The 13,655-nt window shown below is 42.2% G+C and carries 23 protein-coding genes; 2 read left to right on the forward strand and 21 right to left on the reverse strand.

Annotated features, from left to right (window positions below; genetic code table 11):
* Positions 1–9: 9 nt before the first annotated feature.
* The 21 genes from L0951_RS05630 to L0951_RS05730 all read right to left on the reverse strand — a co-directional run bounded on the left by L0951_RS05630 (position 10) and on the right by L0951_RS05730 (position 12,469).
* On the reverse strand, positions 10–348 hold the full coding sequence (locus L0951_RS05630; RefSeq protein ID WP_234110159.1) for a hypothetical protein: 339 nt from the start codon (positions 346–348) through the stop codon (positions 10–12).
* Between the two features lie 331 nt (positions 349–679).
* Positions 680–2,506, reverse strand: coding sequence for a DEAD/DEAH box helicase (locus tag L0951_RS05635; protein ID WP_234110160.1), 1,827 nt, complete (start codon positions 2,504–2,506; stop codon positions 680–682).
* A 1-nt stretch (position 2,507) separates the two neighbouring features.
* On the reverse strand, positions 2,508–2,714 hold the full coding sequence (locus L0951_RS05640; RefSeq protein ID WP_234110161.1) for a hypothetical protein: 207 nt from the start codon (positions 2,712–2,714) through the stop codon (positions 2,508–2,510).
* On the reverse strand, positions 2,711–2,968 hold the full coding sequence (locus tag L0951_RS05645) for a hypothetical protein (protein ID WP_234110163.1): 258 nt from the start codon (positions 2,966–2,968) through the stop codon (positions 2,711–2,713). Before L0951_RS05645 ends, L0951_RS05640 begins: the two co-directional genes overlap by 4 nt.
* On the reverse strand, positions 2,965–4,245 hold the full coding sequence (locus L0951_RS05650; RefSeq protein WP_234110164.1) for a PcfJ domain-containing protein: 1,281 nt from the start codon (positions 4,243–4,245) through the stop codon (positions 2,965–2,967). Before L0951_RS05650 ends, L0951_RS05645 begins: the two co-directional genes overlap by 4 nt.
* The gene (locus L0951_RS05655; RefSeq protein ID WP_234110166.1) at positions 4,242–4,595 is read right to left on the reverse strand and encodes a Cas9 inhibitor AcrIIA9 family protein; all 354 of its coding nucleotides are present in this window, start codon (positions 4,593–4,595) and stop codon (positions 4,242–4,244) included. Before L0951_RS05655 ends, L0951_RS05650 begins: the two co-directional genes overlap by 4 nt.
* Before the next feature lie 173 nt (positions 4,596–4,768).
* Positions 4,769–5,503: a hypothetical protein gene (locus L0951_RS05660; RefSeq protein WP_234110167.1), complete on the reverse strand. Its 735-nt coding sequence runs from the start codon at positions 5,501–5,503 to the stop codon at positions 4,769–4,771.
* Positions 5,484–5,708: a hypothetical protein gene (locus tag L0951_RS05665; protein ID WP_234110169.1), complete on the reverse strand. Its 225-nt coding sequence runs from the start codon at positions 5,706–5,708 to the stop codon at positions 5,484–5,486. Before L0951_RS05665 ends, L0951_RS05660 begins: the two co-directional genes overlap by 20 nt.
* Positions 5,701–6,126, reverse strand: a complete 426-nt coding sequence (locus L0951_RS05670; RefSeq protein ID WP_234110171.1) for a hypothetical protein — start codon at positions 6,124–6,126, stop codon at positions 5,701–5,703. The genes L0951_RS05665 and L0951_RS05670 overlap by 8 nt, the downstream gene beginning before the upstream one ends.
* Positions 6,119–6,676, reverse strand: a complete 558-nt coding sequence (locus tag L0951_RS05675) for a hypothetical protein (protein WP_234110173.1) — start codon at positions 6,674–6,676, stop codon at positions 6,119–6,121. The genes L0951_RS05670 and L0951_RS05675 overlap by 8 nt, the downstream gene beginning before the upstream one ends.
* Positions 6,673–6,933, reverse strand: a complete 261-nt coding sequence (locus L0951_RS05680) for a hypothetical protein (protein WP_234110175.1) — start codon at positions 6,931–6,933, stop codon at positions 6,673–6,675. Before L0951_RS05680 ends, L0951_RS05675 begins: the two co-directional genes overlap by 4 nt.
* Before the next feature lie 95 nt (positions 6,934–7,028).
* Positions 7,029–7,250 (reverse strand): hypothetical protein, encoded by a 222-nt coding sequence (locus L0951_RS05685; protein ID WP_234110177.1) that lies wholly within the window; start codon positions 7,248–7,250, stop codon positions 7,029–7,031.
* Positions 7,250–7,429, reverse strand: coding sequence for a hypothetical protein (locus L0951_RS05690; protein ID WP_234110179.1), 180 nt, complete (start codon positions 7,427–7,429; stop codon positions 7,250–7,252). Before L0951_RS05690 ends, L0951_RS05685 begins: the two co-directional genes overlap by 1 nt.
* The gene (locus tag L0951_RS05695; protein ID WP_234110181.1) at positions 7,429–8,166 is read right to left on the reverse strand and encodes an MBL fold metallo-hydrolase; all 738 of its coding nucleotides are present in this window, start codon (positions 8,164–8,166) and stop codon (positions 7,429–7,431) included. Before L0951_RS05695 ends, L0951_RS05690 begins: the two co-directional genes overlap by 1 nt.
* Positions 8,166–9,044 carry a recombinase RecT gene (locus L0951_RS05700; RefSeq protein ID WP_234110183.1) on the reverse strand — a complete coding sequence of 293 codons (879 nt, stop codon included), beginning with the start codon at positions 9,042–9,044 and terminating at the stop codon, positions 8,166–8,168. The genes L0951_RS05695 and L0951_RS05700 overlap by 1 nt, the downstream gene beginning before the upstream one ends.
* 17 nt (positions 9,045–9,061) lie before the next feature.
* Complete coding sequence (locus L0951_RS05705; protein ID WP_234110186.1) at positions 9,062–9,613, reverse strand: exonuclease domain-containing protein; 552 nt, start codon at positions 9,611–9,613, stop codon at positions 9,062–9,064.
* Between the two features lie 92 nt (positions 9,614–9,705).
* A complete protein-coding gene (locus L0951_RS05710) occupies positions 9,706–11,709 on the reverse strand; it encodes an AAA family ATPase (RefSeq protein ID WP_234110190.1) in 2,004 nt (667 codons plus the stop codon).
* A gap of 2 nt (positions 11,710–11,711) precedes the next feature.
* Positions 11,712–11,867 (reverse strand): hypothetical protein, encoded by a 156-nt coding sequence (locus L0951_RS05715; RefSeq protein ID WP_234110191.1) that lies wholly within the window; start codon positions 11,865–11,867, stop codon positions 11,712–11,714.
* Positions 11,864–12,031 (reverse strand): hypothetical protein, encoded by a 168-nt coding sequence (locus tag L0951_RS05720; RefSeq protein WP_234110193.1) that lies wholly within the window; start codon positions 12,029–12,031, stop codon positions 11,864–11,866. Before L0951_RS05720 ends, L0951_RS05715 begins: the two co-directional genes overlap by 4 nt.
* A gap of 4 nt (positions 12,032–12,035) precedes the next feature.
* The gene (locus L0951_RS05725; protein ID WP_234110195.1) at positions 12,036–12,221 is read right to left on the reverse strand and encodes a hypothetical protein; all 186 of its coding nucleotides are present in this window, start codon (positions 12,219–12,221) and stop codon (positions 12,036–12,038) included.
* Positions 12,222–12,232: 11 nt separating this feature from the next.
* On the reverse strand, positions 12,233–12,469 hold the full coding sequence (locus L0951_RS05730; RefSeq protein WP_234110197.1) for a hypothetical protein: 237 nt from the start codon (positions 12,467–12,469) through the stop codon (positions 12,233–12,235).
* 107 nt (positions 12,470–12,576) lie between these two features.
* On the opposite strand from L0951_RS05730, the gene L0951_RS05735 reads away from it, so the two are divergent.
* Positions 12,577–13,269 (forward strand): helix-turn-helix transcriptional regulator, encoded by a 693-nt coding sequence (locus L0951_RS05735; protein WP_234110199.1) that lies wholly within the window; start codon positions 12,577–12,579, stop codon positions 13,267–13,269.
* 45 nt (positions 13,270–13,314) lie between these two features.
* A complete protein-coding gene (locus L0951_RS05740; protein WP_234110201.1) occupies positions 13,315–13,626 on the forward strand; it encodes a hypothetical protein in 312 nt (103 codons plus the stop codon).
* Positions 13,627–13,655: the final 29 nt, after the last annotated feature.

Here is a 13,655-nt window from a genome sequence, read left to right on the forward strand (position 1 = left end):
TTTTTAATTTTAAACTCCGGTTTCGAAAGAATAACCGTCCTCTTCCAGTGGATTGATACTGCCATCACGGACTGCGTCCTGATAATCCGCTTCCAATATCGGTTCAAAGTGCGCCCAGCATTCCAGGCAGTAGTTTTCTATACCATCGGTGGTCATTTCTTCACGGTCGAATCTGTGGCCGCATCCGATGCATTCGTCCATGTCCTCTATTTTTTCGATGAGATCGGTGGCTTCCGCCTTTAGATCCATTTGCTCGCGGTCCTGCACCTCGAAGACTTCTACGTATCGCTTAAGCATTTCCAAAAGTTCGCTTTCAAGGGTCGGTTTTGTTGTGGTATTGTTTTCCATTTATCTATGTTTTAGAAGTTTTTGAGTTTGTACGTCCGGCTCCCAGAAAGATAGTTTTCCAAGTCCGGTTTTCGATGTCTTTGATGCCTAATTTCGGGTTATCTTTCCGGGGCGTGCAGATCAGCGACGCAAAAGGCTGTTTTATGGATAGTGCTTTCATCTTTTAGCTTTATATGGGTGTTTAGCGGATTTAAAATATTTATGTGTTTTCTTATTTCGAGAAGTGGGGCTCCAGTGAATAATGTTATAATCTTCTGTTGGCCCAAAAATCACTTCCCTTTTTTTTGAATTTCTATTTGTTGCTACAATTACATATTTTTCCGACATGATTCTACTTTTTAAAAACATTAATAATACTGTCCACCACGTTCACCGGAACGATATCGTCGGCACCGGTAACCGCGTCGGCAATCTGCTTTTTCTCCATGATGAGGTCATACAGCCACTGGTCCAGGGTATTCTCCCCCAAAAGGGCGGTCGAGCGAACCGAGTTCGGCTGACCGATCCTGTGGCATCTGTCCTCGCACTGCTCCAGATCTGCGGCATGCCACGGAAGCTCGGCGAAAAGCACCTCAGAACTTGCGGTAAGCGTCAAACCGACTCCGGCGGCTTTGTGGGAACCGATGATGACGTTCGTCTTCGGATTCTTCTGGAAAGAGTCCACACTTGCCTGCTTCTGCTGTTCGTTCTCTGAACCGGTCACCCGGACCGATTGCGGATAAGCGTCGTTGATGGCATCTACCACGGCTTTGTGCTTGCAGAAAACCACGATCTTTTCACCCGATTCGGTAACCTCGTCAACGAACTCCTTCACGGCATCGATCTTGCCTTTCGCCGAAAGCTGGAGCAACATCGTGAGCTTCACGATCATTTCGGAACGAAGTTTTTTCTGGATTTCCTTGTCCGTAAAATCGTTGTTCTGCAGGAAATACCTGAAGTCTTTTTCCGCCAGATCGTACTCCTCTCGGTTGGTGATCGGTACGGTGATGGTCTGCCTAACTTTTGCCGGAAGGTCCTTCAGAACCTCGTGCTTTTCTCTGCGGAAAAAGCAGTTTTTATTCAGGAGGAAATTCAGCTCCTTAAGATTGGAAGCTCCGGAACCACCCTCGCAATACCTGGCCTTAAAACCGTCGATCCCTCCAAACCGTTTCAGTCTGCAGATGATTGCCAATTGTGCGAGCAGGTCGATCGGTTTGTTCACAACCGGAGTACCGGTAAGGCCAATGATGTAGTTTTTTCCCCGTGTAACTCGGAGGGCGATTTTAGACCGTTGAGAGGCCGTGTTTTTCAGTTTGTGGATCTCGTCTATGATCACGGATTTGAATTTTTCGATTCTGGGATCCATCTCGATATCTCCGGAGTTTTTCATCTCTCCCTTTTTCGGATATTTCTTCACGAAATATTTCCGTAGGGATTCGTAATTCACAATAAAAACATCCGCCTTACCGATGTCGTTGTAAACGTGCCACGAGGTCTTGATCTTATCGTTCAGGATTATGGCTTTTCGGCCGGTCCACTGCTCGAACTCTCTCATCCAGTTGATCTTTAAGGCAGATGGGCAAATCACAAGTGCCGGGAAAACCTCCTCGCCGTTTTGTGCAGCACCTTCCAATGTGGCGATAGACTGCAAAGTTTTTCCAAGGCCAGGCATATCGCCGTTGATAAACTTTTTCAGTTGCAGACCACGTGCTACGCCATTTTTCTGGTACTCGCGCATTTCTCCAATTTTGAGCGGGATGTTGGTCTCCAGTTCCGGCATCGGCTGGATCGTGTCCACCTGCTCCGGAAGTTGGTCGCCGATCTTGATATGCGAAGCTCTGCAGGATTTCCCCACCGAGTAAACCTCCTTCATGAAGTTGATAGGAATAGTCCAGGCTTTCTTCTCCCAGTTGAACCGGGCCGCAGAAACGTATTTCCGCCACACCACCTTCTGGTTGTCCCGGTGGAACTCGAACGGCTGGTTGATCAAATTGATCTGCTCACGCTCCAGCATTACCGAACCCACCACATTCGGCTGCTGGATATATCCTCCGGAAAATATGGAGGTATGCCACTCCACGATGTTGCAGATTCCTTTTACCCGGTCAGTCTGGTAATCCTTGAACCGTCCGAAATCTGTCCGGATGTGGAACTCGTTTTTAAATTCTACTACCTGCATTTCAATCTAAATTTTTACAGAATTTATTTTGCAATTCTCGATATTGCTCACTAAGTTGTGCGCGTTGTTTCTTTTTTTCTAATTCAGTCACCTTACCGTAACCCTGAATTGGTCTTTCAGAAATTTTCTTCCATTTTTTTTCCTGGTATTCCAGTGATTCCAAAATCATCGAAATCTCTTCTTTTGTAAATACTTCATAAAGTGTCATTTCACCATTGTGTTTTTAGGATTCTCATATTCTCTGGAAAGTCGATCTGCGGTGATCGCTCTCGCGTTGTGGTCTGGAACCATCGTCTTATAAATGTTGAGAAAGTCGTTGATAGTTTCATTTTGGATCTGTTTTTTAAATTCTTCAATTAATTCTAAAGCAATCGAAAGCGATCGTTTTTTGTCCCAGAAATTTTCAAACATACTATCAGAAATTTCCCTTCGCAGTAGTATCAATAATTGCTGTGATGTCATGATGATGCTATTTTTCTAATCTTATCCATGTTATTGTCAACTAAAGACACGATTTGGTTATGGTGCTTGCTAGGTTTATTTTTATATCCGTAAGCCTGGGAAATTTTATAATCTCTCAAGGAAATCTCAATTGTTTCCACCGGCTTATTATTGATACGGGCTGATAAAATAAGGCTGTATTTCCGGTTATAATACTCACCTTTGAATACGCAGTGCTTCAATACTTCACCTTCGTTCAAAAACTCATAAACTGACCGCAACGGTGAAATCTTAATTCTTCCTTTCTGCAGTTCTAGGCCGAAAAAATTGGATTTCTGTTTGATGAACTTTGGATTTTCCTTGTCCGCTTTTTTCAAATGGTTTGCTAATTCTTTCCCATACTTTATTTTGTCCACCTTATCGATGTAGAAGTCATGAGCCGCGCGCATATTTTTTGGACAAACGAAATGACTGTTGTGAATATCTTTGTTGAGGTATTGGAGAGCTTTAAGTAAGTCCAGGTAAATACTCGGATCTTTGATTTTGTATTTATTCCTCATGCATATTTTCAAAGCAGGCCAAAAATTGTAGATTGAAGCATAATTCCAGTTTGCCAAAATTTCGTAATAACCTGCCTTCATCAAAGTTTCAGCTTTTGATTCAACTACCTTATTTATAGCGCCATTCAGCGTCATGTACCTCAATTTATGGGAAATTCCTTTTTGCAGATATTCCGGTCTGAATTGCGATTTGAAGCAATATAGATCTGGTGTAATATCGTAATTCTTAGTGTACCAGCCTCTATTTCCATAATTCCTAATCTCCATCTCTCCGAGACAATAAGAACCGTTGAAACCATTGATCAGACAAGAATAAATCACATGCTTTCCGGAAGCTTCGTACCAGTTCTGGGTGACCTCATGAATTCTTAAGTCATGCTTGAAACCTTTCCGGAAGAATTTTATAAACTGAAATACTCTCACCACCTGGAAATCGTAATTATCGTAATGCATCAATTGCGCAACTGCAAAATAATAATTACCGTCAAAATCCTTTCTTTTCCTGGTCTGAACTATGCGTAATTTTTCACCACAATTTTCACATGTTACCCGTTTCCTAACGATTTGTGAAACATCGATATCTTCACCACATTCCAGACAAAAACCGGCATTTTTGGTGCAGTATGCTTTTTTAATGAAGAAATCATCACAGGCATACTGGATCTGTTCTTTTGAAAGTCCTGGAAGTAATTTTGAAGCTCTTGAAACTGCGATCTGTATTTTGGTTTTTGGCTTCATAACAAATCAAAAATTGACATTTGACCATCATCTACTTTTTTATCAACCGCTTTCTTTTTTGATGCTAGCTTCGGTGCAGCACTTCCCACGGTACTCACCACCACGTTGCATTTATGTGAAGCTGTTTTGGTTACTTTTTCGTCGAGATAATATGCTTCTGCGATGGCAAAAACCTCATCATTGGTCAAAGCGTTTACCTTCATTTCCTTTACCTTTCCAAGGATGAAGTTACAGCAGTCGGTTAAAGTTTTCTTTTCATTTTTTAGTGCTTCCAGAAGTTTCTGGTTTGCTGATTTTGCCTGTTCGATATAATCCTGAATGGCTTTCTCAAATGCGTTGCTTGCTTTCATTTTAATATTGTTTTGAAAATTGTTTATATATTTTTCTGAAGTTTGACCATCTCGATCTCCATCTTGTGATCTATAAGCATCGATTAAAAATTTCTTGCGCTTCTTCACCGTACTTTGTCCGAATAAAATCATCCATAGATCCTTGGTATTTGAAACGCGACTTAAGTTTTCGATTAATAGATTATTTTTCTAATGGATGCTTTGTGATTGTATACTTTCTCAATATTATAGATGTATAATTTTGCGGAAGCCTGCTTATCCATTAGCATCGGTGCCTCATTTATTTTTTTTCTCAAAAATTCAAAGTCACATTTGCCTTTGTCAGAAATCATTTGGAGTGCCATGATCAGATTTCTATCGCTGTAAAATTTGTATCGACCGAAAAGCGAACTAAGTAACTCCAAGAACTTATCTGCTTCATCGTGAAAATTTGCCACGAAAGATCCTTCACGAAAAGTCTCGATAATCGCCTTTTTTCTTTGGAAATTTCCGTTCATCAGAAGTTCGGAAGTCACTGCGATACCAATCTTATGTTTGTCACAAAGTTTCTTGAGTACGACGTATGATTCATTTCCAAGCTCGATATAGCAGTTCAGAAAATTATTGTCAGTCCACTTATCTTGTTTGCTGTTCATCGTAGCGATTTGGTAAAGATTCAGCTCTTCCGAAACCACGTAATAGATTGGCAATCCTAATTCAAATGAAGCTGTGAACCTGTGCTGTCCATCAACCACAAACAGTAACTCGTCTTTTTCAAAAACGATTACCGGACAGTATGGAAAAAGATTAAGACCATTGGAAACGTCTTCTTTTATTTTATCCACTTTTCTTCGATTGATTGGTCGGTTTCCATCCATCATTTTAAAAACCTCGTAATCGGTTCTGAAATTAATCTTTGGTGGGTTCATTGTAATTTTTGTTAAATAGTTTCTCGATTTGTCTATTGCAGCTCTTCCGAGTCCGGTATGTTTTCTTAGCCTCGCCGTTGAGGTAGAAGATGGAGTGCTTCTTTCCGACCTCGTCAATCGCGGTCATCATTCCGACTTTGTCAAGGAGTCCCTGCATAAAGCGGTATCTCTTTTTCGTTTTGGGAATTGTTATTTGATCAGCCATCACTTTCCTTTTTACGAAGTACAAAGTCCGGGAACGGACAAAACTTCTGGTGGTCATCGCAGATCAGAGAAACAGTTCGCATTCTGATGCTTGGGATGTAATACTGATTTGAACTTCTGGTGAGGTCCGAAATCAGGTGGCCCGCCTCCACAACTCCAAGGTGGTATTTCGTGAAAACCTGCTCCTCGAATATTCTCCCGTTCATGTTGATGGATGTCCCGGCCACGATGTGGTCCACTTTCTTGCGCCACGCCACGATATCACCTATTTCGATTTTCGTGTCCTTCACCGGGATGATATCGAATTCCTCGTGCAGATCTTCTGCGAACTGGATCCTCGCATGGGTTCCAGTCCGCTTCAGAACATAGGAAAGACAGGTGTCCTTCTTGCTGATCTTGGTATCCTTCAGCCTACTCATCACTTCCAAAATCTTCTAGATCGTCAACCATTTGAAAGGCCTCCTCATCTTCTTCGCCGAAATCCAATGTTCCTACTACCATCTTCGGCGCCTGTTTGCCTTCCATGTACTCGTAAACCTCGTTTTTCAGTTGCTCTACCGCTTCCAGCAATTCCGTTGCATAGTCATAATTTTCAGAATCGTCGAACATTTGGAAGGGTGTGCTGAAATTCACCTTATTGCCGGACTCCAGCACTTTATGGCCAGAAATCACCACTCCCTCCGTATCTCCATTTCCGCCGATGGTGAATCCTGTGACCTCAAATTTTCCAAGTGAATCGTGTATTTTCCCGGACTTTATGCAAGAATCGAAGGTTTTCTTCGTAGTTTCCTCGGTAAGCAGCGCGAAGTGCGGAACCAGGGCTTTGAAGCTTTCACGAAGGTCGTCATGGATCGGCGCGTCTGACGAGGTGGAGATCTTGTTTTCGTAGTTGTCGGTTTTCTCCAAATACTCGTATGCCAGGAAAATCCCGTTTTTGATTTTTGCTTTTTTGATTTCGATGTTGTTCATAGATTTAATGTTTGTTTTGTGTTATTAAAATTCCACTCTTCCAATTCTTTGTCTTCCGGATGATTTACGGCTGATTCGTGCCATTTGAAGTAGTCCGCTTCACAAATCCAATGGTTAAGAACGGCGACGTAGTATCCCTCAAGTAAACTATCGTTGCAGTGGTCGCATATTCCATATCCTCCTAGCGACTCCACAAGTTCACTTCGCGTCATTTTGATGACTTTAAATACTTTGTCTGATTCAACTACTTGCGCCATCTTCAATTGGTTTTTCAAGTTGTTTTAGAAGTTCGTTGGCGTTTTGCACATGCTTTTGCACTTTTCGCAGGAACATTCGTTTTCGGTGTATTTCATTAGTTTCTTTCTGGTGTTGGATAATCCTGCTGCTTTTCAAGTCGATCAATAGTTTCCTTCATGGCCTTTATCATGTCTTTACGTTGCCCGTTTGAGATGTAGTTTGACATCCCCGGCTCATGGAATTGAAAAACGAGCAGTGCAAAACCCAACCCCGGAATTTCTTTTCTTATTTTATCAGCGAGATCTCTCATTTCCTGACCTCCGATTTGTTTTGTCATCACTCTAGATCTTTAATGTTGCACGGAAACATTTTGCCTTTTTCATTCTGATAGATCACAGCGTTTCCGCTTATGCTGATGATCTTCACTTTTTCGCCTTTCTTGCCCCAGAAGTACCGCTTCTGGTTTTTCTGGAAAGTGTTGTCCTTAACCAGTGTTCGAGTTTCTCCAGCTTTCATCAGAATGGCGTTTTGTTGAAGCTCAGTTCCATACCGTTTGAAGCCACGCTCACCGTTTTCCCAGTCATCTCCGAAACCTTCTTCCGGAAGTTCAACTCGTGGGAGTTGCTGTCCGATAAGTGGATCAGAACAATGTTATTAACCGCCGTCAGATCGTTCGCCTTCAAAAAATCCATGCAGGTATCCAGATTCATGTGCGATTTATAGATCCTGTCCCGGAGAAACTTTTTGTCCCTCAATTTTTCATCAATGATCTCGGTGTCGTAATTGGCTTCAACGATGATGTTGTTGAGGCCTTTGAATGTGAAATTGGAATAGTAGGTATCGGTGAGGAAGAGCGTTATGCCACAATCTGGATGATAGATTAGGTATCCACATGGCTCGTTCACATCGTGGTTGATCGGGAACGATATCACCTTGAATCTCCCCACCTCGAACTCGTCTCGCTGCTTGATTTCATAAACCCTCCTCCAGTAAGCAGACTGAATTGTTTTTCCCAGGAAAGTTCCCTTTGTTGCAAATACCGGAATTCCGGATTTCAAAACCTCCTCGATGGATTTTGCATGGTCGTTGTGCTCATGGGTCACGATGCATCCGGAAATCTTGTTCACTTTGAAATCAACAGCCTTCTTGATCTCCATGATGGAAACTCCACATTCGATAAGGAGTGCCTCCTGCTCGTTTTCGAGCAGGTAGGCATTGCCTTTGGAACCGGTACCTATTACTTTCAGCTTCATTAGAATCCAGGACCTGCGTTTTCAGTTTCAACTTCTTCGGATTTCACTTCAGGAACCTCTTCATATTCTACCGCATCGGAAATATCTTTGAACGCTATTTCCTCCTTGTTGGCGTTCTGCTTGATCTCATGCTTCACATCCTCCGCTACCACATCGATTGTTTTTTCACCATCACCGTCAGATTCGGTATAGAGAACAGCATCATCAGATGTTCGAATAAGTGGCTTGCAAGCTCTGTTGATTACCGTTTTCATTGCCATTTGATCTGGGAAATTTTTGTGAGCCGGAGAGTTTCCTTTCATTGCTCCCTGATTCCAAGAATCTCGTATTTGCTCAATACTCATGATTTCCATATCGCGGGAACCATCCACCATTTCCAACATCGCATAAGCTCCCATTACTTTTTTAGAGCCCATTGACTGCAAGGTTTGGGAATGCTTCACCAGCTTGTTTCTTCCTGTTTCAGGATCTACTTCGAAAATGAAATCATCACCATCGAATATGGCCCGTGACTTGATGTCCTTGAGGCCTCCAAATCTTTTTGCAAGTGCAATATTTCCAGTATATTCGATCGAACATTCCAGTTTGTCTCCGTAGGGAATAAAGTCACACTGTTTTTTCATCGGTGAAAGTCCCCAAACCACCATCTTTAGTAACGCATTTGCTACTGAAGCTTTTGTGCATACTTCCAGAACAGGCTTTCCGTTTGAATGCTTCTGTTCAGAAAGGATCAGGTATGCAGATTTAAGTGCATTCTCTGGCGAATAACCTTCCGGAAGTCGCAATTCACCTGTCTGTGTAAACTGGTCTACTTTTGCCAATACTTGCGCTGAAATATCCTTTTTTACAACTTCAAGCGCTGTGTTTTCTGTGCTCATTTTTTATTGTTTTTGAATTAATTTAATTGAAATACACCCATTTTGAATAGGGCATAAACGATGTCGGCTTCATGGAAGGCATCGTCGGCTCCGCGGTGTAGCTCCACATATCCTGTGTCGCCAAAAAAGTGTCTGTGAGCCTCTTCCACCTTTGGCCATTTGAATCCGTACTTTCCAGGTATTTTGCAGACGTCGGTGGATAGCTTCATCGGGCATGGAAGTTTTTTAGGGAAAACAAAACCCCTGCTTTCCATGAATCCAAAGTCAAAGGTGTTATTGAAGGCCGTGGCTCCGGCTTCATATTTATTCAGGATTGATTGGATTTCAGGTGCCAAAACATGTAGGAACTGGGAACTAAGGATCTGGTCCGACGTCAAGGTAGAATTCTGAACGATCCATGAGTTCTCAATCTCCTCACTGGTTACTTCTTCCTCACGGCATACCTGATCAAACAGTATTTGTTTCTCGCCAGTTGCAAGGTCCAACTCTACGATTCCAATTTCGACAATCTTTCCGCTTGAATAGGAAAAACCGGTTGTTTCTATGTCGATGATTAAAATTTTTTGCATTTTGTTATTTTGAATTATTAGGTGTAAAAAGCGGGATTTCCACCCGCCGGGATCTTTCTTTCATCACCACCATTTGTGCATGGGTGTATATTTTACGCTACTCTTAATTTTCTGTCTCCCGCGGAAACGATGAGGTTGATAATTTGGGATTCAGAATCAATCAGATCCACAACAGACTCCCGGTTATCAATAAAAATAGGAGCTGAAACTTTATAGAACTCGCACAGGGTATTGATAATGTCAACGCCTGCGTTGATTTTGGAAGCCGTATTCGCATCGCTGAACGGCACGCCATTGATCAGAGCCTCACAAGTTGGAACTTCAGCTCCATTGATTTGAGTTTCAAAAAGTTTGAACTTTACGAAGGAGAATTTTTCATTCACCCTGCTTTCAATCGTTTCAGTTTGAAGTTTGATGAAGTTGTCGATGGTGTACTGCTCCTTTTCGATATCGGCGATCTGCTGCGCGAGTTTACATTCCTCCTCCATGAGTTCGTTGATACGCTTATCAGCATTCTTGATCTGCACGTTTGCGTTGAGCAGCAATCTCAATTCGGCGATTTCGTCATTTATTTTAGCTTTCTCGTCCTTCAGTTGCTGATTTTGGTTTTCCGGAAGATCGAACTTCAGTGCCTCAAGTTGCGCCACCTCTCTCTTCAGCTCCAGATATTCGATATTGGTTGCGAGCATCGTATCCACAACCTCATCAAGATTCAGCACCGATTTTGATTGGTTGTTCTCAATCAGCAGATCCGCCCGAAGTCCGTTGATCTTTTTATCGAGGTTGATTATGAACTCCGTCCCTTTAGCGATTCTTTCCTCCAGGGTCTCCAACTCAGTTTCCAGATTTGCCTTTTCGGAAGCGTGTGCTTTTCCGTTTGCGGAAATATTTGCCAGCTGATTTTGCTTGTCAGCGATGAAATTTTCCTTCATCTCCGCCTTTTTCGCCTCCACATCGGATGCCTCGAAATCTCTCTTGCAGGTGGGACAGCAGAACTCCAGATCGCTGAAAACTAACTCCCTCGAATTGACCTCCGACCAAAGTGTTCTCGCGTCTGCCATCAACATTTCGAGTTTTGCGATCTGAAGATTGATAGTATCGCGTTTATCGGCGAGCGTATCTCTTTTTGCTTCGGCAGATTTCAATTCCGCCGTCGCCTCTGCGATTTCATTCTGGAGCTGAACCGCTTTGGAATTTTCGGCTCTATGCTCGTTTTTTGCTTTCTCTTTCGCATTGAACTCGAAAGCGTTTATTTTGGATTTTAACTCGAAAATCTTTTCCTGGTTGGCGTTTCTCTTCCTGATCACTTCGTCATAAGCCGCCGCTTTGTCTTGCAGCTGGTTATCCAAGCTCTCAATCAGTTTTTCTTTGGCCAGAATTTCTGCATTCAAATTTTCCTCATCCACCGGCTCCGTCTTCGAACGTTCAACCTCGTCAATTCTCGTAGGAATCGTCTTGATGTCGTCCTTTGCTTTCTTGATTGTTGCCGCGATCTGCTTCTTGTATTCATCCAGCGACTTATTGCTAAGCTGGGAAACAAGCTTTTCATAGTCTGAATTTCCGGCAGCCAGTTCATCGTCGGAAACTTCTCCCGCAATCTGGATGAGTACATTTCTCCGGTCCTGCCATTTTAAAGCGTTGAAAGCCGTAGGTGAAGTGATCAGCTTGAATATCGATTCATCAAGTATCTGGGAAACCTTGTTCTGGAATTCTTTTTGTGAAAGTGGAACCTCATTCCAATAGTAAAGAGTTTCGTTTCCGGTGAATTCTGACTCCAGTGCCCCGCGCTGTTTTACCCATTTTTCCTTCAGGATCCTCTTGATGGAAACCTCCTCACCATCTACCAGAACCAAGGCGCTGACTTCGTGTTCTATTTTCGGAATCGCCATATTGAATGCGTCCAAGGTCTTGATCTCGAAATCTTTTCTATCCGTGGAATCTTTACCGAACATCAACCACGTGAACGCGTCGAATACTGAAGTCTTTCCAGTACCGTTGGCTCCGAATATGTTGGTGTTTTCATTGAAATCTATGGATAAGTTCTTAATGCCCTTGAAGTTGATCAGAGTCATTTTTTTAAGAATAATTTTGCTCATTTTTATAGTTTTTGAAATTGTTTTTTATTTTCCAGTCGCTCGATTGCTGATTTAACCCGGAACCTGATGAATTTCAGGTCGCAATCGATTCGGTAGTCTATTCCGGTGTTCCCGAACGGAACCATCTTGAATTTTCTGAACCTTTTCTTCAGTCTCATCTGTTCGCGAATTTTGCGGGATAGACTTGACTAGCGATGCGAAAGCCGAAAATGAACATGGTTCCGTAAATTTTTGGCTGGCCGTTGTCTGTGAATGGGATCTCATCGATGGAGATGAACAGTTTTAAGAACTTCACAGTTGCTCTCTTGATAGGTTTTTTCATTGTCTTATGGTTTTGAAAATTGTTTTCTCGCTTTCTGGCGTATTGCTTCTGCATCTACTTTGGCATTTTGTCTTTTAGGGGCGGTTCCCACGCCGCCCAAAAAAGACTGGATCTCTGCTTCAACACAGGTAGCATACGCTATTATTGTCTGTACTTGCGAAAGAAGCTCTTTCGCTTTCCTTTGGTTCATTGCCTCCATGATCAAATCGCATCAATTACTGCTTGTTTGTCCTCCTGCTCGAAAATTTCTGAATCTTTAAGACCAGACTCCCGAAGCGTTTCAATCAAGGCCACGTTTGACCGGATGCTTTTGCTCGCGCGCTGCAAATGCCGGATGATGTTGTCCGGCGCCATATTTCCGTTTATTTTCCTGATCAGTTCAGCCAGAAGCTCTGGAGAACTGACAATTATTTTACAGTATTTTTCTTGTGCAATCATTTTTTTGTTTAACTTTGTTAACAAACATGAAGCAAAAGTAAGCACAATATTTAACATTTGCAAGTAAATATGCAAAATATTGTGCATTTTAATTTAACTTATTGATTATGAACGCAGAAAAAATTAAACAAATACGCAAAGAACTTCAATTGACGCAGGCACAGCTTGCCCAACTGATTGGCGTTTCGAGGAATACCATAATCAATTATGAGAACGGCGGAGTCATTCCTGAGTCCAAAGTTGTGCTTTTGAAAACAATGAATAAGACCAATAAAGCACAATATTCAACATTTGATCAGGATAATGAACCGCAAAACATTGTCGCTGAAAACGCCATTTCTCTGATCCCGGCCATGAAAGCAAAATCAGAAGTCCACGTTCCTTATCACAATGTGGACTTTGCCGGAGGATGGAGTAGCGAGCAAATGTTTTCAGATAGGCAGCCCGACTTTTACATAAATAATCCAGAGTTTGACAGGTGCGATTTTGCATGCAACCTGGTTGGAAAGTCGATATCGAAAGTAATTCCCGACGGATCTATTGTCGGATTTAGAATAGTTGATGATTGGCAGATCTATTTTCCCCAGAATGAACTTTACGGAATCATCACCAAAAACGATTTCAGGACCGTTAAGCTGATCTCGAAGACAAGGGACGGATCTACACTTATTTTGAAGCCCCTTCCGTCTGCGGAATTTTCGGACCGGTATAAGGACCAGGAGGAACCTGTCCCGGTTCAATTTGTAACAAGATTTCTTCAGGTTATCGCCTACGCCTGTTTCGAAAGACTGGCCATGTAGAATTCAAATTAAGATCTTTATATGATGTTTACTTCGGACATAAAAATGCTTGAATTGAAGGAAATTCTGAAAGCGAAAGGGGTCATCCGGTTCGACAAAGATTTTTGCGATATCGTTGGGATCCTGAGGCAGAACCTATACCAGATTCAAAATCCGGAAAAGGTAAAGAGGATCCAGCATTTTACGCCGCAACATATCGAAAATGCCGGAAAATATTTTGGCGCGGATATGAATTTCATATTCGGATTATCACCGGAACCATTTATTTCAGGGCAAAAGCGAATCGATAAGCCGTCAACAAAAAGGTCAACTTCAACATCAAAAAGTAAGGAAAAAACAGAAAAACAAAATTTATAAAACGCTGTAATTCAACGCTAAAATTTACC

Origin of the sequence: Chryseobacterium sp. R2A-55, from assembly GCF_021401085.1 — a bacterium.
Classification (GTDB): Bacteria; Bacteroidota; Bacteroidia; order Flavobacteriales; family Weeksellaceae; genus Kaistella.